Source organism: Streptomyces sp. DH10, from assembly GCF_029813805.1.
In the GTDB taxonomy this organism is placed as follows: Bacteria; Actinomycetota; Actinomycetes; order Streptomycetales; family Streptomycetaceae; genus Streptomyces; species Streptomyces coeruleofuscus.
The window spans coordinates 20,460-38,084 of the sequence record NZ_JARVKU010000044.1 but is presented as its reverse complement, the minus strand read 5'-3'; the positions used below and the strand labels follow the sequence as shown (position 1 = coordinate 38,084).

At 70.7% G+C, this 17,625-nt stretch carries 15 protein-coding genes; 10 read left to right on the top strand and 5 right to left on the bottom strand.

Annotated elements, in window-relative coordinates; all coding sequences use genetic code 11:
* Window positions 1-43: 43 nt before the first annotated feature.
* Window positions 44-595: a YceI family protein gene (locus QC385_RS43055; protein ID WP_279546871.1), complete on the bottom strand. Its 552-nt coding sequence runs from the start codon at window positions 593-595 to the stop codon at window positions 44-46.
* A gap of 101 nt (window positions 596-696) precedes the next feature.
* Between QC385_RS43055 and QC385_RS43050 the strand changes: the two genes are divergently transcribed.
* A complete protein-coding gene (locus QC385_RS43050; RefSeq protein WP_279546870.1) occupies window positions 697-1,557 on the top strand; it encodes a helix-turn-helix domain-containing protein in 861 nt (286 codons plus the stop codon).
* Window positions 1,558-1,608: 51 nt separating this feature from the next.
* On the opposite strand, the gene QC385_RS43045 is transcribed toward QC385_RS43050, so the two are convergent.
* From QC385_RS43045 to QC385_RS43030, 4 genes are all read right to left on the bottom strand, one after another.
* Window positions 1,609-2,514, bottom strand: a complete 906-nt coding sequence (locus QC385_RS43045) for a carbohydrate kinase family protein (RefSeq protein WP_279546869.1) — start codon at window positions 2,512-2,514, stop codon at window positions 1,609-1,611.
* On the bottom strand, window positions 2,511-3,602 hold the full coding sequence (locus QC385_RS43040; protein WP_279546868.1) for a LacI family DNA-binding transcriptional regulator: 1,092 nt from the start codon (window positions 3,600-3,602) through the stop codon (window positions 2,511-2,513). Before QC385_RS43040 ends, QC385_RS43045 begins: the two co-directional genes overlap by 4 nt.
* Window positions 3,603-3,792: 190 nt before the next feature.
* Window positions 3,793-4,740, bottom strand: a complete 948-nt coding sequence (locus QC385_RS43035) for a hypothetical protein (protein WP_279546867.1) — start codon at window positions 4,738-4,740, stop codon at window positions 3,793-3,795.
* A gap of 256 nt (window positions 4,741-4,996) precedes the next feature.
* Complete coding sequence (locus QC385_RS43030; protein ID WP_279546866.1) at window positions 4,997-5,158, bottom strand: hypothetical protein; 162 nt, start codon at window positions 5,156-5,158, stop codon at window positions 4,997-4,999.
* Window positions 5,159-5,407: 249 nt separating this feature from the next.
* Here QC385_RS43030 and uvrC point away from each other — a divergent pair, with 249 nt between their 5' ends.
* The 9 genes from uvrC to secG all read left to right on the top strand — a co-directional run bounded on the left by uvrC (window position 5,408) and on the right by secG (window position 17,391).
* Entirely contained in the window at window positions 5,408-7,555 is a 2,148-nt protein-coding gene (uvrC, locus tag QC385_RS43025; protein WP_279546865.1) for an excinuclease ABC subunit UvrC, read from the top strand.
* A complete protein-coding gene (rapZ, locus tag QC385_RS43020; protein WP_279546864.1) occupies window positions 7,552-8,511 on the top strand; it encodes an RNase adapter RapZ in 960 nt (319 codons plus the stop codon). Before uvrC ends, rapZ begins: the two co-directional genes overlap by 4 nt.
* Window positions 8,508-9,587: a gluconeogenesis factor YvcK family protein gene (locus QC385_RS43015; RefSeq protein ID WP_279546863.1), complete on the top strand. Its 1,080-nt coding sequence runs from the start codon at window positions 8,508-8,510 to the stop codon at window positions 9,585-9,587. Before rapZ ends, QC385_RS43015 begins: the two co-directional genes overlap by 4 nt.
* Window positions 9,578-10,567, top strand: coding sequence for a DNA-binding protein WhiA (gene whiA / locus QC385_RS43010; RefSeq protein ID WP_150480207.1), 990 nt, complete (start codon window positions 9,578-9,580; stop codon window positions 10,565-10,567). Before QC385_RS43015 ends, whiA begins: the two co-directional genes overlap by 10 nt.
* Before the next feature lie 151 nt (window positions 10,568-10,718).
* Entirely contained in the window at window positions 10,719-13,673 is a 2,955-nt protein-coding gene (locus tag QC385_RS43005) for a M14 family metallopeptidase (protein WP_279546862.1), read from the top strand.
* Window positions 13,674-13,915: 242 nt separating this feature from the next.
* On the top strand, window positions 13,916-14,923 hold the full coding sequence (gap, locus tag QC385_RS43000; protein ID WP_279546861.1) for a type I glyceraldehyde-3-phosphate dehydrogenase: 1,008 nt from the start codon (window positions 13,916-13,918) through the stop codon (window positions 14,921-14,923).
* A gap of 142 nt (window positions 14,924-15,065) precedes the next feature.
* Window positions 15,066-16,277: a phosphoglycerate kinase gene (locus QC385_RS42995; protein ID WP_279546860.1), complete on the top strand. Its 1,212-nt coding sequence runs from the start codon at window positions 15,066-15,068 to the stop codon at window positions 16,275-16,277.
* Window positions 16,278-16,282: 5 nt separating this feature from the next.
* Window positions 16,283-17,059: a triose-phosphate isomerase gene (gene tpiA / locus QC385_RS42990; protein WP_279546859.1), complete on the top strand. Its 777-nt coding sequence runs from the start codon at window positions 16,283-16,285 to the stop codon at window positions 17,057-17,059.
* 95 nt (window positions 17,060-17,154) lie between these two features.
* Window positions 17,155-17,391, top strand: coding sequence for a preprotein translocase subunit SecG (gene secG / locus QC385_RS42985; RefSeq protein WP_208641567.1), 237 nt, complete (start codon window positions 17,155-17,157; stop codon window positions 17,389-17,391).
* Window positions 17,392-17,625 lie beyond the last annotated feature (234 nt).

Here is a 17,625-nt window from a genome sequence, read left to right as displayed (position 1 = left end):
GCCCACAGGGACTCCCTGTGGGCCACGGCGCGTCGTTGTGCGGTCAGGCGTTCTTCGGCTCCACGAACTGCATGTCGAGCTGGATCTTCACCACTTCCCCGAGCAGCCCGGGAGCGAAGTCGAGCCCGAACTCGCTGCGCCGGATCTCGCCCGTCGCCTCGAAACCGGCATGCCGGCTGCCGTCCATGGGCACATCGACCAGCCCGCCGAACTCCACGGCGAGCGTCACCGGGCGGGTCACCTCGCCGATGGTCAGCTCGCCCTCCATCGTCCAGTCCTCACCCGCACCCGACACACGGGTCGAGCGGTACGTCATCGTCGGGCGCTTCTCGACGTCGAGCAGGTCGGAGGCGCGGACATGCGCGTCCCGGTCGGCGTTGCCGGTGTCGATCGAGGCCAGGTCGACGGTCGCGGAGACCCGCACGTCCTCGACGCGTTCCCCGACGAACAGTTCGGCCTCCAACCGCTCGAAGCGCCCCCGCACCTTGGCGATGCCCAGGTGACGGACGGTGAAGCCCACGGAGGAGTGGAACGGGTCGAGGGCCCAGTGTCCCGGGACCAGCGGCAGGGCGGTGGTGGCGGTGTCATTCGTCATGCCCTCCACCCTGAAGGCTGCGCGGGCCCTGAGGGAGACCGGCCCGAGCCTGGTAGTGACGGGGCCACCCTCCGCGCCCGCGGGCGCTGTACGTTCGGCGGGTGAGCGACAACGAGTTGGGCACGTTCCTGCGCACCTGGCGCGAAGCCGTCACCCCGGCCGAGGCGGGCTTGCCCGCAGGCCCCCGCCGCCGCACCCCGGGTCTGCGGCGCGCCGAGCTGGCCACCCTCGCGGGCATCAGCGTCGAGTACCTCACCCGGCTGGAACAGGGACGTGACCGCAACCCCTCGGCCCAGGTGCTCGGCGCCCTCGCCGACGCCCTGAACCTCTCCCTCACCGACCGGATGCTGCTGCGCCGCATCACCAAGGAGGCCGACGGCGGCGACCCGCTGGTCTGCGCGGCGGCCCCGTCGCTCAGCCACACGGCGCGCCCCACCGTACGGGCCGTGCTGGACCACCTGGAGCCGGCTCCCGCGCTGGTGGTCAACTGGATCGGCGACGTCCTCGCCCACACGGCCGGTTACGAACGACTGGTCGGCCCCATCGGCCTGCTCGACGACGAGCGCCCCAACCTGCTGCGGTACCTGTTCACCGACGAGCGGGCCCGCAGCGCCTACCGTGACTGGGACCGGGTGGCCGACGACCTCGTCGCCCGGCTCCGGCACGGCGTCCCGCTGCGGGACCCGCACCTCGCCGAGCTGGCCGACGAGCTGACGGTGACGGCCGGGGCGGACTTCACCGACCGGTTCGCCGACCTGGCCGCGGCACCGCGGCGGACGGGCACCCAGCACATCGAGCACCCCGAGGCGGGATCGCTGCGACTGCTCCACGAGACGTTGGCACTGCCCGACGAAGGCCAGCGCGTGATCGTCCACCTGCCCGCGGACGAGGCCACGGCCACCGCCCTGGACCGCCTCAACGGCCGTCGTCCCGGCGCGCTGCGGGCCGTGGCGGCCGGCTGAGCGACGCGCCCGGGACGCGTGCCACCTCGTCCGCCCTGATCGCGGGAGGCGTCAGCCCTCCAGCTCGTGCGCGTACGGCGGCTCCGCACCGGCCCGGGAGCAGGTGACCGCCGCCGCACGGGCCGCGAAGCCCAGCAGCCCCGTCCAGCCTTCCGGCCCCAGCGCGGCCAGCGCCCGCGCGCTGAGCGCGTCGCGTGCCGCGAGCCCGTGCAGCAGCGCCGCGTTCACCGTGTCGCCCGCGCCGATCGTGTCCACGACCTCCACCCGCTCGCCCGGCACCGCGTACTCGCCGCCGGCGGTGAAGGCGGTCAGCCCGTCGCCGCCCCGGGTGATCACGACCGCCGCGGGGCCGGCCGCCAGCCACTCCTGGGGCGTGCCGCCGAGCCACTGGGCGTCCTCCTCGGACAGCTTCAGCAGCGACACCGACGGCAGCCAGCTCTTGAACCGCGCCCGGTAGGCGTCCGCGTCCGGGATCAGCCCGGCCCTGATGTTCGGGTCCAGCGCGGTGAACACGCCTTGCGCGGCCGCCGCACGCATCAGCTCCTCGTAGGCGCTCGCCCCCGGCTCCAGAACCAGCGAGCAGGTCCCGAAGGAGACGGCCCGGGTGCCGGGCGGCAGTGCTGAGGGCGCCGTGAACAACCGGTCCGCCGTCCCGTCGACGTAGAACGAGTAGGCCGCCGAGCCGTCCGCGCCGACCGTGGCGACGGCGAGGGTCGTGGGCTCGGTGCCGCGCTGCACCGACGACACGTCCACCCCGGTCTCCCGCAGCCGGTCCAGCAGGGCCTCCCCGAAGGCGTCGTACGACACCCGGGAGCAGAAGGCGGCGGGGGAGCCGAGACGGCCCAGCGCCACCGCCGTGTTGTACGGGCCGCCGCCGAGCGCCGGCTGGAGTGCCGCCAGGGCACCCGTGCCCCGCGGTACCAGGTCGATCAGTGCCTCACCGGCGACGACGATCATGCGACGGTTCCTCTCTCGGACTGCGCGGACTGCGCGGACTGCTCAGGATGCTCAAGCCGCACGGACTGGCCCGGCTCCTCGGGGCAGCCGCACGACGTGCGGTGGACGAAGGTGCAGGGGAGCCGCACGGTCCGGGCGGGCCGGTCCGGCTCGGCGAGACGTTCCAGGAGCACGCGTACGGCCCGGGCGCCGATGTCCCTGCTGGGCTGCGCGACGGCGGTGAGCCGGGGCGAGAACAGGTCCGCCCAGGCGAAGTCGTCGAAGCAGCACAGCGCGATGTCGCCGGGCACGGACAGCCCCTGTGCGCGCAGGGCCCGCAGCGCCCCGATGGTCATGGCGTTGTTGCCGGTGACCAGCGCGGTGGGCGGCACGGCGAGGGACAGCAGGGCGGCGGTGGCCTGTTCGGCGCCGGCCGACTCCGAGTCGCCGTGCACCACGAGCCGCTCGTCGTACGGCAGCCCCGCGAACGCGAGGCCGGTCCGGTAGCCGGTGATCCGCTCGCTCGTGGTGCTGAGCCCCGGCCGTCCCGCCACCAGCCCGATCCGCCGGTGGCCGCGACCGGCGAGATGGGTGACCAGCCGGGACATCGGTTCGGCGTTGTCGGCGCAGACCTGGTCGAAACGCGGTCCGCCGTCCGGCGCGTCCACCAGCCGGTCGAGGAACACGGCCGGTACTTCGTGCCGCCCCAGGTAGGCGAGCAGTCCCCGCGGATCCGCGGAGGGCGCGACGATCATGCCGTCCACCCGGCGTTCGTGCAGCAGCTGGACGACCTTGCGCTCGTGCTCCGGGTCGTCGTGCGGATCGGCGATGAGGAGGCTGTAGCCGTGCTCAAGGGCACCGGCCTCGACGCCTTGGAGGATCTCCGTGAAGTACGGGTTGCTGATCGCCGACACCGCCAGCCCGATGGACCGGGTGCGGGCGGTCACCAGGGAACGAGCCAGCGTGTTCGTGGTGTAGCCCAACTCCTCCACGGCGTCCAGAACCGCCTGGCGGGTGTGCGGCAGCACCGGCCGGGTGCCGTTCAGGACGTGCGAGACGGTCGCCACGGAGACACCGGCGCTCCGTGCGACATCGGCCATGGTCGCCATGGCGTTCCCTCCTCCTCTTCCGGCGGGGAACGTATCGCATCCGGCGCCGGACGTAAACGCTTGCGCAATCGTTTACGTTTGGCGCCGGATGCGAGCACGTCTGACAACAGCCACGAGCACGTCCGACCGCGGACATGAGCCGGAAACGGTCCCGCCGCCGGTCCGGCGGCGGGCACAGGTGATGCTCGCGCTACTCCCAGTCCCAGCCGATCCCCAGGAACCCGGTGCGCACCCGTGGCTCGACCAGGTGCACCGACCGGTGCCGTCCGCTCAGCGCCAGGTCCTGGCAGCCGGTGCGCGGGGCCACCGCCGACTGCTGGGCGAAACGGTGGCAGCGCACGGGCAGGGCCGCCGCGTCGAAGCACACCTGGAGCGCGTACTGGCCGCCCGGGGAGTCGAAGCCGCGGAGGTACTCGTGCGACACACCCGCCGTGCCGTCCTCGACGCCGAAGCGGAACAGGAACGTGTCGCCGGCCCGCAGACGGGTGTCGAAGAGCAGCTCGGCCGCGAGCAGTCCCGTGTCGTCGTGCCGACGGACGCGTCCCGTACGGCAGTTCTCCAGCGCGTGCACCCTCATGCGCTCCGGTACGGCCCCCCGGTCGCCGTGGTGGACGGCCACGAACCGGTCGACACCGTCCCGGTGGGCGCGCACGATGTGGTGCGACTCCCGCTCGGCCAGCTCGCGCCGGGCTCCCATCCGCAGCCGCTCGTGGTGCCCGAGGGTGTGCAGACCGCCGTCCGGCGGGCAGTCCAGCTCGGCCAGCAGCTGGTCCAGGGCCCCGGAGGCCTCGACGAGGGAGCGGTAGGAGCGGGCCGCGGACCGCTGCCCGGACGTGCCGCCGCCGGACTCGGCGAGCAGCCGGATCAGCGACTCCTCGGGAAGCTCCAGGATCTCCTCCAGCGCGCGCACGGCCCGCAGCGACTCGGGGCGCTGCGGGCGCCTGGCCCCCTGCTGCCAGTAACTCAGGCTGGTCACGCCGACCTTCACCCCGTGACGGGAGAGGTGGTGCTGCACGCGTTGCAGCGGCAGCCCGCGGGCGGCTATCGCGGCACGCAGGGCGACGTGGAAGGGGCCGCCTCGCAGAACCGAGTCCAGTTCCGCGGTGGCGACGTCCGCGTGCTGTGGGGCGTGCGGCATGCAGGGGCCTCTCTGTGAGTCGGCGACGGCTGGTCAGACCGTGCGCGCGGGCCGCCCGGGGCCGTCCCGCCGGCGCAGGGGAGGTCTTCACATCCGTACGCCGCCGTTCAGGGCCCGAGTTCCTCCGCATTGAAGCGTGTTGATCTGGTCCCGACAACACCTGATGCCGGACAGTGACGTACTCCCGGCCGGGCGGGTCCGGACATGCGAACGCCCGGGGCACGCGCCCCGGGCGTTCGCGACAGAGAGTCAGCTTCTAGGACCGTTCGCCTCCGCCCGGCTCCTCGAGGGCCAGGCGCTTGGCCCGCACTATGTCGGGGTCCCGGGGGTCCATCGCGTCGCGCAGCGCGAACGGCTCGTCCGCGTACCGGCGGGCTCGGGCGGCCCGCCGGCTCTTCTCGATCCGCATCCGCTTCATCTGCGCAGCCCTCCGACCCGTGGCCCGTTCCGCTCCGGGAGCGGCCGGTCCGCCTGACAACGTGTGTCTGCACCCACACGGCCTCCGTCCGCCGGACGTCGCCGTGTCTCCATGGGAAGCCTGCATTCCCGCTCCCGGCCTGCCGTAACCCCGGTGCGGGACATGCCACGGGAAATCGCCTGCCGCCGGACCCTGATCGTGCCCCGCCGCCCCGCCGGACTGTCGGTGCCCGCCAGTAGGGTGTGAGACATGGCCGACCCCTCCAGCTACCGCCCCAAACCGGGTGAGATCCCCGACTCGCCGGGGGTCTACAGGTTCCGTGACGAGCACCGCCGGGTGATCTACGTCGGAAAGGCGAAAAGCCTGCGCCAGCGCCTGGCGAACTACTTCCAGGACCTGGCGGGCCTCCACCCGCGCACCCGCTCCATGGTCACCACGGCCGCGTCCGTGGAATGGACGGTGGTGTCCACGGAGGTCGAGGCGCTCCAGCTGGAGTACTCCTGGATCAAGGAGTACGACCCCCGGTTCAACGTCAAGTACCGCGACGACAAGAGCTACCCGTACCTCGCGGTGACGATGAACGAGGAGTTCCCGCGCGTGCAGGTGATGCGCGGTCACAAGAAGAAGGGCGTCCGCTACTTCGGGCCGTACGCGCACGCGTGGGCGATCCGCGACACGGTCGACCTCCTGCTGCGCGTCTTCCCCGTGCGCACCTGTTCGGCCGGCGTCTTCAAGAACGCCGCCCGCACGGGCCGCCCCTGCCTCCTCGGTTACATCGAGAAGTGCTCGGCTCCTTGCGTGGACCGGGTCTCCGCCGAGGAACACCGCGAACTGGCGGACGAGTTCTGCGACTTCATGACCGGCCGTACGAACACGTACATCCGCCGCCTGGAGAAGCAGATGGGCGAGGCGGCCGAGGAGATGGAGTACGAGCGGGCGGCCCGGCTGCGCGACGACATCGGGGCCCTGAAGAAGGCCATGGAGAAGAACGCGGTCGTGCTCGCCGACGCGACCGACGCCGATCTGATCGCGGTCGCCGAGGACGAACTGGAGGCGGCCGTCCAGATCTTCCACGTGCGCGGCGGACGCGTGCGCGGCCAGCGCGGCTGGGTCACCGACAAGGTGGAGGAGATCACCACCGGCGCCCTCGTGGAGCACGCCCTCCAGCAGCTGTACGGCGAGGAGACGGGCGACGCCGTCCCCAAGGAGGTCCTGGTCCCCGCCCTGCCCGACCCGGTGGAGCCCGTCCAGGAGTGGCTCACCGGCCGGCGCGGCTCGGGCGTCTCCCTGCGCATCCCGCAGCGCGGCGACAAGAAGGCCCTCATGGAGACGGTGCAGCGCAACGCGCAGCAGGCGCTCGTCCTGCACAAGACCAAGCGCGCCTCCGACCTGACCACGCGCTCGCGCGCCCTGGAGGAGATCGCCGACGCGCTCGACTTGGACAGCGCCCCGCTGCGGATCGAGTGCTACGACATCTCCCACCTCCAGGGCGACGACGTGGTGGCCTCCATGGTCGTCTTCGAGGACGGCCTGGCCCGCAAGAGCGAGTACCGGCGCTTCCAGATCAAGGGCTTCGCCGGACAGGACGACGTCCGCTCCATGCACGAGGTGATCACCCGCCGCTTCCGCCGCTACCTCGCCGAGAAGGAGAAGACGGGCGAGTGGGCGGACGGCGCGACCACTGAGGACGGCGAGACCGCTGAGAACGGCGTGACCACTGAGAGCGGTGTGGTTACGGGGAACGGCGCGACCACCGAGAACGGCGAGGCCGCTGAGACCGGCGAGATCATCGGAACGAGCCTCACCGAGGACGACGGCCGCCCCAAGAAGTTCGCCTATCCGCCGCAGCTCGTGGTCGTCGACGGCGGCGCCCCGCAGGTCGCGGCCGCCAGGCGGGCCCTGGACGACCTCGGGATCGACGACATCGCCGTGTGCGGCCTCGCCAAGCGCCTGGAGGAGGTCTGGGTGCCCGGCGACGACGACCCGGTGGTCCTGCCCCGCACCAGCGAGGGCCTGTACCTGCTCCAGCGGGTCCGTGACGAGGCCCACCGCTTCGCGATCACCTACCAGCGCACCAAGCGGTCCAAGCGCTTCCGGTCCAGCCCCCTGGACGACGTCCCCGGACTCGGGGACACGCGCAAGCAGGCACTCCTGAAGCACTTCGGTTCGTTGAAGAAACTGCGATCCGCCACCATCGACCAGATCTGCGAGGTTCCCGGCATAGGCCGCAAGACCGCCGAGACGATCGCGGTGGCCCTCGCCCAGGCGGCCCCGGCCGCACCCGCCGTCAACACGGCGACTGGAGAGATCATGGAAGAGGAAACCGGCACCATGGGTACCGGTGGGGAGCCCGTGCGGACGGGCGCCCCGGACGAACGACGGGGGCAGGAGACATGAATGTGAACGAGCACGACGGGCAAGAAGAGCAAGCCGGAGACGGAGCACAGGTGAGTACGGGCACGTCCAACGACAAGGCCGCAGTCCCGGACGCGGCCATCCCCGAGCTGGTGATCATCTCCGGCATGTCCGGGGCGGGCCGCTCGACGGCCGCGAAGTGTCTGGAGGACCTCGGCTGGTTCGTCGTCGACAACCTGCCGCCCGCGCTGATCCCCACCATGGTGGAGCTCGGCGCCCGCTCCCAGGGCAACGTGGCCCGGATCGCCGTCGTCGTCGACGTCCGCGGCCGCCGCTTCTTCGACAACCTCCGCGAGTCGCTGGCCGACCTGGAGGCGAAGAACGTCACCCGGAGGATCGTCTTCCTGGAGTCCTCCGACGACGCCCTGGTGCGCCGCTTCGAGTCGGTGCGCCGCCCGCACCCCCTCCAGGGCGACGGGCGGATCGTCGACGGCATCGCCGCCGAGCGAGAGCTGCTGCGCGAGCTGCGCGGCGACGCCGACCTGGTGATCGACACCTCCAGCCTCAACGTGCACGAGCTGCGCGCCAAGATGGACGCCCAGTTCGCCGGCGAGGAGGAGCCGGAGCTGCGGGCCACGGTCATGTCCTTCGGCTACAAGTACGGCCTGCCGGTCGACGCCGACCTGGTCGTCGACTGCCGCTTCCTGCCGAACCCGCACTGGGTCCCGGAGCTGCGCCCGTACACGGGCCTCAACGAGGAGGTGTCCGGGTACGTCTTCAACCAGCCCGGCGCCAAGGAGTTCCTCGACCGCTACACGGAGCTCCTCCAGCTCGTCGCCACGGGCTACCGCCGTGAGGGCAAGCGCTACGTGACCATCGCCGTGGGCTGCACGGGCGGCAAGCACCGCTCGGTCGCCATGTCGGAGAAGCTCGCCGCCCGGCTCGCCGCCGAGGGTGTGGAGACGGTGGTCGTACACCGGGACATGGGACGCGAATGACACGACGTACTCCGCGGCTGAGCCGGCTGCGCCGGGTGGTGCCCGACGGCAGCACCGACGGAAAGGGCGGCCGGCCCGCCGAGGCCCGCGGCGGCAGACCCCGCCGCCGGGGCACCCAGCCCAAGGTCGTCGCCCTCGGCGGCGGCATGGGCCTGTCCGCCTCGCTCGCCGCGCTGCGCCGGATCACCGGCGACCTCACCGCCGTCGTCACCGTGGCCGACGACGGCGGCTCCAGCGGCCGGCTGCGCGACGAACTGGGCGTGCTGCCGCCCGGCGACCTGCGCAAGGCACTGGCCGCCCTGTGCGGTGACGACGACTGGGGCCAGACCTGGGCGCGCGTCATCCAGCACCGCTTCCAGTCCAAGGGCGACCTGCACGAACACGCGGTCGGCAACCTGCTGATCGTCGCCCTGTGGGAACAGCTCGGCGACCACGTCCAGGCCCTCGACCTGGTCGGACGGCTGCTCGGCGCGCAGGGGCGCGTGCTGCCCATGTCCGCCGTCCCGCTGGAGCTCCAGGCCCTGGTCAAGGGCCACGACCCGGCGCGCCCGGACGAGGTGGACACGGTCCGCGGCCAGGCCACCGTCGCCCTCACCCCGGGCGAGGTGCAGTCCGTGCAGGTCGTGCCGCACGACCCGCCGGCCGTGCCCGAGGCGGTCCAGGCCGTCCTGGACGCGGACTGGGTGGTGCTCGGCCCCGGCTCCTGGTTCTCCTCGGTCATCCCGCATCTGCTCGTGCCCGACCTGCTGGACGCGCTCACGCAGACCAAGGCCCGCCGGATACTCTCCCTGAACCTCGCCCCGCAGCCCGGAGAAACCGAGGGCTTCTCTCCGCAGCGTCATTTGGAGGTTTTGGGACGACACGCCCCTAAACTCGCCCTGGACGTGGTGCTGGCCGACGAGGCCGCCGTGCCCGACCGCGACTCCCTCACCGATGCCGCCAAACGGTTCGGGGCCGCGGTCGAGCTGGCGCCGGTGGCCCGGCCCGACGGGACCCCGAGGCATGACCCGGAGCTGTTGGCCGCCGCGTACGACCGTATTTTTCGGATGCATGGAAGGATCGGCCCATGGCGATGACGGCAGCGGTGAAGGACGAGATCTCCCGGCTCCCCGTCACCCGGACCTGCTGCAGAAAGGCGGAGGTCTCCGCCATTCTGCGGTTCGCCGGCGGCCTTCACCTGGTGAGCGGTCGGATTGTGATCGAGGCGGAGCTGGACACGGCGATGGCGGCCCGCCGCCTCAAGCGGGACATCCTGGAGATCTTCGGCCACAGCTCGGAGCTGATCGTGATGGCACCGGGCGGACTGCGCCGCGGCTCGCGCTACGTGGTGCGCGTCGTCGCGGGCGGTGACCAGCTGGCCCGCCAGACCGGCCTGGTCGACGGGCGGGGCCGCCCGATCCGCGGCCTGCCCCCGCAGGTGGTCTCGGGGGCCACCTGCGACGCCGAGGCCGCCTGGCGGGGCGCTTTTCTGGCGCACGGCTCGCTCACCGAGCCCGGCCGCTCCTCCTCCCTGGAGGTGACCTGCCCGGGCCCCGAGGCCGCGCTCGCCCTGGTCGGCGCCGCCCGCCGCCTGTCGATCGCAGCCAAGGCCCGTGAGGTGCGCGGCGTGGACCGCGTCGTCGTCCGCGACGGCGACGCGATCGGCGCCCTGCTCACCCGGCTCGGCGCCCACGAGTCGGTGCTGGCCTGGGAGGAGCGCCGGATGCGCCGCGAGGTGCGGGCCACGGCGAACCGGCTCGCCAACTTCGACGACGCCAACCTGCGCCGCTCGGCCCGCGCGGCGGTCGCCGCCGGTGCCCGGGTCCAGCGCGCCCTGGAGATCCTCGGCGAGGACGTGCCCGAGCACCTCGCCGCGGCCGGCCGGCTGCGCATGGAGCACAAGCAGGCCTCCCTGGAGGAGCTGGGCGCGCTCGCCGACCCGCCGCTGACCAAGGACGCCGTCGCCGGCCGGATCCGCCGCCTGCTGGCCATGGCCGACAAGCGCGCCTCCGACCTGGGCATCCCGGGCACGGACGCCAACCTCTCCGAGGAGCTGGCCGACAACCTCGTAGGCTGATCACACAGTCCGTCAAAAAGCCGGTGCCGGACTCCACTTGGGTGGTCGGCACCGGCTTTCGCGTGTCGCTGGGGCACTCTTGACTCGATCATGGACTGTCATGAGCCTGGCATCTGTTCGCTGCTGTGGCGAACCCACGCTAGGGGGGTTCATGAGACAAAGAGCGAGATCGATCCTCGCTGTCGGCACGCTCCTGATCGGCGGAGCGAGCATCGCACCCATCGCCCAGGCACAACCTGACAGTTCACCCCCGTCCGACCCGGACGAAGTCAAGGTCTTCCGCGCCGACGTCACCCACGAGCAGGTACCCCTGCTGCTCGCGGCCGGCCAGGACGGCCACGAACTCAGCGAGCAGGTGCCCGAGAAGGGCACCGCCACCATCGAGGTCATCCTGACCGACCAGCAGGCGAAGAAGCTGGCGAAGCAGGGCGTCGACCTCACCGAGCACGACCTCTCCACCAAGGCGGAAGCCCGCGTCGAGGATGCCGCCGAGGGCGTGTTCCGCCCGTACAGCGGCAAGGGCGGAATCAAGGAGGAGATCCTCAAGGCCGCACAGGACAACCCCGGCCTCACCAAGGTCGTCTCCATCGGCAAGACGGTCAGGGGCCAGGACATCCTCGCGCTGAAGCTCACCAAGGGCGCGAAGAAGACGAAGGACGGCTCCAAGCCCTCGGTCCTCTACCTGTCCAACCAGCACGCGCGTGAGTGGATCACGCCGGAGATGACCCGGCGCCTGATGCACCACTACCTGGACAACTACAAGAAGGACCGGCGCGTCAAGAAGATCGTCGACTCCACCGAACTGTGGTTCGTCATCTCGGCCAACCCCGACGGCTACGACCACACCCACGCCGGTGACGCCAACCGCCTGTGGCGCAAGAACCTGCGCGACGTCAACGGAGACGGCGTCATCGGCACCGGCGACGGCGTCGACCTCAACCGCAACTTCGCCTACAAGTGGGGCTACGACAACGAGGGCTCGTCCCCCAACCCCACCAGCGAGACCTACCGCGGCGCCGGACCCAACTCGGAGCCGGAGACCAAGGCCCTGGACGCCTTCCAGAAGCGGATCGGCTTCACGTACGGCATCAACTACCACTCCGCAGCCGAACTCATCCTCTACGGAGTCGGCTGGCAGGTGGCCACGCACACCCCCGACGACGTCCTGTACGAGGCACTCGCCGGCACGCCCGAGAACCCCGCGATCCCCGGCTACCACCCGCAGGTCTCCTCCGAGCTGTACACCACCAACGGCGAGGCCGACGGCCACGCGGCGAACGTCAACGGCCTGGCGATGTTCACCCCGGAGATGTCGACCTGTCAGTCGGCCTCCAACGCCGACCCGAACGACGAGTGGAAGGCGTCCGACTGCCGGTCGATCTTCACCTTCCCGGACGACGAGAAGCTGATCCAGCAGGAGTTCGCCAAGAACGTCCCGTTCGCGCTCTCCGTCGCCGAGTCCGCCTCCCACCCCGACCGGCCGTCCTCGTCGGTCGGACTGAGCGCCGCCGACTTCACCCCGGCCGCGTTCCCGGTGTCGTACTCGCGCGGCGCCGACCAGGAGGTCTCCGTCGTCGCACGCAAGTCGCTGCGCGACAAGGAGCTGAAGTACCGCGTCAACGGCGGCCGCACCGAGGACATGGCGCTCAAGCCCTGGAAGGGCGGCGAGACCTACGGCGGTGACGACAACCTCTACTTCGACGAGTACCGGGCGAAGGTCAAGGACGGCGATCCCGGCGACAAGGTCGAGGTGTGGTTCACCGCGGAGACGAGGAACGGCAAGAAGGTCTCCAGCAAGCGCTTCACCTACACCGTCGCCGAACGGCCCAAGGCGGACACTCTCGTCGTCGCCGAGGAGGGCGCGACCGCCACGCAGGCACGGAAGTACGTGGACGCCCTCAAGGCCAACGGCCGCAAGGCGCTCGTCTGGGACGTCGCCGAGCGCGGCGCGCCGGACGCGCTGGGCGTGCTGAGCCACTTCGACACCGTCGTCCACTACACGGGAGCGAGTGTCCCGGGCAACGCCACCCAGCTCCAGCTGCGCGCCCACCTCAACGAGGGCGGCAGGCTGATCGAGGCCGGCGAGCAGGCCGGCGGCAGCGTCGACCTCGGCGGCGGCACCCTGTCGAACGACTTCAGCCAGTACTACCTGGGCGCCTACAGCCGTACCTCGGCCGACGGAGCCACCGGCTTCACCGGCTCCGGAGAGCTGGGCGGCTTCACGGGCCCGCTCGCCGCCGCGCCCGGAAACCCCCTGGACAAGGCGGGCCGGTACGGCGTCACCTCCGACGAACTGCCTGCCGGCGAGTTCCCGCAGTTCGCGAGCAAGGGCGCCGGACAGTTCGCCGGCGCGGTCAACCCGTACGGCCCGTACGCCGGCTCCTCGATGGCCGCCGCCGTCCACACCGACGACGCCTACAAGCGCCTCACCCGCACCGTTGACCTCACCGGCGTCGCCGCGGCCGACAAGCCCACCCTGCGCACCCAGCTGATGTGGGACACCGAGTCCGGCTACGACAACGTCCTCGTCGAGGCCCACACCACGGGCGCCGACGACTGGACGACCCTGCCCGAGAAGGGGGGCGCCACCAAGGCCACCGTCCCGGCCGAGTGCGGCGGCGGCTTCTACGTCCGTGAGCACCCCTGGCTGAAGCACTACCTGACGCTGTCGGACGACGACTGCACCGCGACCGGCAGCACCGGGTCGTGGAACAGCCTCACCGGTTCCTCCGGCGGCTGGCAGCGGGTGGACTTCGACCTGAGCGCGTACGCCGGCAAGACGGTCGAGGTCTCGATCAGCTACGTCACCGACCCGGGCACCGGCGGGCGCGGCGTTCTCGCCGACGACGCGTCGCTCGTGGTCGGCGGCACGGCGAAGGAGACCGAGGGCTTCGAGACCTCGCTCGGCGCCTGGAAGGCGGCCGGACCGCCCGCGGGCAGCCCGGCCGTCCTGAAGGACTGGACCCGCACCGGGGCCCTGTTCCAGACCTACGGAGCGGTCACCATGGACGACACCGTGCTGCTGGGCTTCGGCCTGGAGCACGTCGCCACCGCGGCCGACCGGGCGGCACTGATGAGAAAGGCGCTCGCCTCCCTCGACGTGTGACCCCCAGGGCGCTGGGAACTCTCCGTCAACAGGCACCACACCGGGTAGCGAAATCGAGTGACTTGGCTCTCGGTGGCGGGCGGTCCGTACCCTACTGGCCGGTACGGACCGCCCTGCCGTGTATGGGGCATCTGGATGTCACCACCGCAGCCTCAGGGAGGTAGGGTCGTAGGCGGTCGGGGACATCCCAAACAGAGCTCGCCGGCTCTTCATGGCCGGCGTACCAACGAGGAGATCGGTTCGTGACGATCCGCGTAGGCATCAACGGCTTCGGCCGCATCGGTCGTAACTACTTCCGCGCGCTGCTGGAGCAGGGTGCAGACATCGAGATCGTGGCTGTCAACGACCTGGGTGACACCGCGACCACCGCTCACCTGCTGAAGTACGACACCATCCTCGGCCGCCTCAAGCAGGAGGTCTCGCACACCGAGGACACCATCACCGTCGGCGACAAGACCATCAAGGTCCTCGCCGAGCGCAACCCCGCCGACATCCCGTGGGGCGAGCTGGGCGTCGACATCGTCATCGAGTCGACCGGCATCTTCACCAAGAAGGCCGACGCCGAGAAGCACATCGCGGGCGGCGCCAAGAAGGTCCTCATCTCGGCTCCGGCCAAGGACGAGGACGTCACCATCGTGATGGGCGTCAACCAGGACACGTACGACCCGGCGAACCACCACGTCATCTCCAACGCCTCCTGCACCACCAACTGCGTGGCGCCGATGGCCAAGGTCCTCGACGAGAACTTCGGCATCGTCAAGGGCCTGATGACGACGGTGCACGCGTACACGAACGACCAGCGCATCCTGGACTTCCCGCACAAGGACCTGCGCCGCGCCCGTGCCGCCGCCGAGAACATCATCCCGACCACCACGGGTGCCGCCAAGGCCACCGCGCTGGTCCTCCCGCAGCTCAAGGGCAAGCTGGACGGCATGGCCATGCGCGTTCCGGTCCCGACCGGTTCGGTCACCGACCTGGTCATCGAGCTGGGCCGCGAGGTCACGAAGGAAGAGGTCAACGCCGCCTTCCAGAAGGCCGCCGAGGGCGAGCTGAAGGGCATCCTCGAGTACACCGAGGACGCGATCGTCTCGTCCGACATCGTCAACGCCCCGGCGTCCTGCACCTTCGACTCCTCCCTGACCATGGTCCAGGAGGGCAAGAACGTGAAGGTCATCGGCTGGTACGACAACGAGTGGGGCTACTCCAACCGCCTCGTCGACCTGACGGTCTTCGTCGGCAACCAGCTCTGATCCACGGAGCAGGCACGTCCATGTGAGAACAGGGCTCGGGCAGCGCGAGAATGCGCTGTCCGAGCCCTGACTCACGTACAGATCAGAGCTGTTCGATCACGAGCGCTTTCGAGCGATCACGAGCTCTTCCAGGAGTCCCCTCATGAAGACGATCGACGAACTCCTCTCCGAAGGGGTATCCGGCAAGCGGGTCTTCGTCCGCGCCGACCTGAACGTGCCGCTGGACGGTACGACCATCACCGACGACGGCCGCATCCGCGCCGTGCTGCCCACGGTCAAGGCCCTCGCCGACGCGGGTGCCCGGGTGATCGTCGCCTCGCACCTGGGCCGCCCCAAGGGTGCCCCGGACCCGGCCTTCTCCCTCGCCCCGGCCGCCACGCGCCTCGGTGAACTCCTCGGCACGGACGTTCGGTTCGCCACCGACACGGTCGGCGAGTCCGCCCGGTCCATCGTCGCCGCCCTCGCCGACGGCCAGGTCGCGGTCGTCGAGAACCTGCGCTTCAACGCCGGTGAGACCAGCAAGGACGACGCCGAGCGCGGCGCCTTCGCCGACCAGCTCGCCGCCCTCGCGGACCTCTACATCGGCGACGGCTTCGGGGCCGTGCACCGCAAGCACGCCTCCGTCTACGACCTCCCGGCCCGGCTGCCGCACGCCGCCGGCTACCTCATCGCCAAGGAGGTCGCCGTCCTGAAGAAGCTGACGGAGGACCTCCAGCGGCCCTACGTCGTGGCCCTCGGCGGCGCCAAGGTCTCCGACAAGCTCGCCGTCATCGACCAGCTGCTCGGCAAGGCCGACCGCATCCTCATCGGCGGCGGCATGGCCTACACCTTCCTCAAGGCCAAGGGCTACGAGGTCGGCAAGTCCCTCCTCCAGGAGGACCAGATCCCGGCCGTCCAGGAGTACCTCGAGCGGGCCGAGAAGACCGGCGTCGAGCTGGTCGTGCCCGTCGACGCCCTGACCGCGACCGAGTTCCCGGACCTGAAGACCAAGGCTCCCGCCCACCCCACGACCGTCGCCGCGGACGCCATCCCGGCCGACCAGATGGGCCTCGACATCGGGCCCGAGACCTGCAAGCTGTACGCGTCCAAGCTCGCCGACGCCGCCACCGTCTTCTGGAACGGACCCATGGGCGTCTTCGAGCACCCCGACTACGCCGAGGGCACCAAGGCGGTCGCCCAGGCCCTCGTCGAATCCAAGGGCTTCACCGTGGTCGGCGGCGGCGACTCCGCCGCCGCCGTGCGCACCCTCGGCTTCGACGAGACGGCATTCGGCCACATCTCGACCGGTGGCGGCGCCTCCCTCGAATACCTCGAGGGCAAGACGCTCCCCGGCCTCGCCGCACTGGAGGACTGACCCTTATGAGCACGCGCACGCCGCTGATGGCGGGCAACTGGAAGATGAACCTCAACCACCTCGAGGCCATCGCCCACGTCCAGAAGCTCGCCTTCGCCCTGGCCGACAAGGACTACGAGGCCGTCGAGGTCGCCGTCCTGCCGCCCTTCACCGACCTGCGCTCCGTGCAGACCCTGGTCGACGGCGACAAGCTCAAGATCAAGTACGGCGCCCAGGACATCTCGGCCCACGACGGCGGTGCCTTCACCGGCGAGATCTCCGGCCCCATGCTGGCCAAGCTGAAGTGCACGTTCGTCGCCATCGGCCACAGCGAGCGCCGCCAGTACCACGCCGAGACCGACGAGCTGGTGAACGCCAAGGTCAAGGCCGCCTACAAGCACGGCCTGACCCCCATCCTGTGCGTCGGCGAGGAGCTGGACGTCCGCGAGGCGGGCAACCACGTCTCCCACACCCTCGCCCAGGTCGAGGGCGGTCTGAAGGACCTCCCCGCCGAGCAGGCCGAGACCATCGTGATCGCCTACGAGCCGGTCTGGGCCATCGGCACCGGCAAGGTCTGCGGTGCCGAGGACGCCCAGGAGGTCTGCGCGGCGATCCGCGGGAAGATCGCCGAGCTGTACTCGCAGGACGTGGCCGACAAGGTCCGCATCCAGTACGGCGGCTCCGTGAAGTCCGGTAACGTCGCCGAGATCATGGCGCAGGCCGACATCGACGGCGCCCTGGTCGGCGGCGCCTCGCTGGACGCCGACGAGTTCGTCAAGATCGTGCGCTTCCGCGACCAGTGAGTATGCGGTAGGCGCGATCCGTCGTACCCTTGCGGGGTCCAGCACTGTGCTGGGCCCCGCGTCGTCCATCCGAATCCGAGGAAGTTGGTCCAGCCGTGGTTTTGGGGTTCTCGATCGCCCTGATCGTCTTCAGCCTGCTGATGATGCTGCTGGTGCTGATGCACAAGGGGAAGGGCGGCGGCCTCTCCGACATGTTCGGTGGCGGCATGCAGTCCTCCGTCGGCGGCTCCTCGGTCGCCGAACGCAACCTCGACCGGATCACCGTCGTGGTCGGTCTGCTCTGGTTCGCGTGCATTATCGTGCTCGGCATCCTGATGAAGGTGAACAACTGACCGGCCCGCATTCCGCACGCAATACGTACGCACGCAAGACGTACCCACGCGATACGTACGTAAGGCCCCATGTTCGGTACGCGCGGCAAAGCGCGGCCTATCATGGGGCTTGCGTCTAGGTGTGAGGGTTGTAACTCCAATCACTGGACGCGCGTTGGGCCTTACGTAGACTGAGGCGCTCGCAGCGAAGCGGAACGCCGACTCGCTTCGCGGCACCATCACGCAGGGAGTTAC

Excerpts from the sequence above, each read along its gene's own strand:
- QC385_RS43055 (WP_279546871.1), bottom strand. The coding sequence starts at position 595 with ATGACGAATGACACCGCCACCACCGCCCTGCCGCTGGTCCCGGGACAC.
- QC385_RS43045 (WP_279546869.1), bottom strand. The coding sequence starts at position 2,514 with ATGATCGTCGTCGCCGGTGAGGCACTGATCGACCTGGTACCGCGGGGC.
- QC385_RS43040 (WP_279546868.1), bottom strand. The coding sequence starts at position 3,602 with ATGGCGACCATGGCCGATGTCGCACGGAGCGCCGGTGTCTCCGTGGCG.
- QC385_RS43035 (WP_279546867.1), bottom strand. The coding sequence starts at position 4,740 with ATGCCGCACGCCCCACAGCACGCGGACGTCGCCACCGCGGAACTGGAC.
- QC385_RS43030 (WP_279546866.1), bottom strand. The coding sequence starts at position 5,158 with ATGAAGCGGATGCGGATCGAGAAGAGCCGGCGGGCCGCCCGAGCCCGC.
- uvrC (WP_279546865.1), top strand. The coding sequence starts at position 5,408 with ATGGCCGACCCCTCCAGCTACCGCCCCAAACCGGGTGAGATCCCCGAC.
- rapZ (WP_279546864.1), top strand. The coding sequence starts at position 7,552 with ATGAATGTGAACGAGCACGACGGGCAAGAAGAGCAAGCCGGAGACGGA.
- QC385_RS43015 (WP_279546863.1), top strand. The coding sequence starts at position 8,508 with ATGACACGACGTACTCCGCGGCTGAGCCGGCTGCGCCGGGTGGTGCCC.
- whiA (WP_150480207.1), top strand. The coding sequence starts at position 9,578 with ATGGCGATGACGGCAGCGGTGAAGGACGAGATCTCCCGGCTCCCCGTC.
- QC385_RS43005 (WP_279546862.1), top strand. The coding sequence starts at position 10,719 with ATGAGACAAAGAGCGAGATCGATCCTCGCTGTCGGCACGCTCCTGATC.
- QC385_RS42995 (WP_279546860.1), top strand. The coding sequence starts at position 15,066 with ATGAAGACGATCGACGAACTCCTCTCCGAAGGGGTATCCGGCAAGCGG.
- tpiA (WP_279546859.1), top strand. The coding sequence starts at position 16,283 with ATGAGCACGCGCACGCCGCTGATGGCGGGCAACTGGAAGATGAACCTC.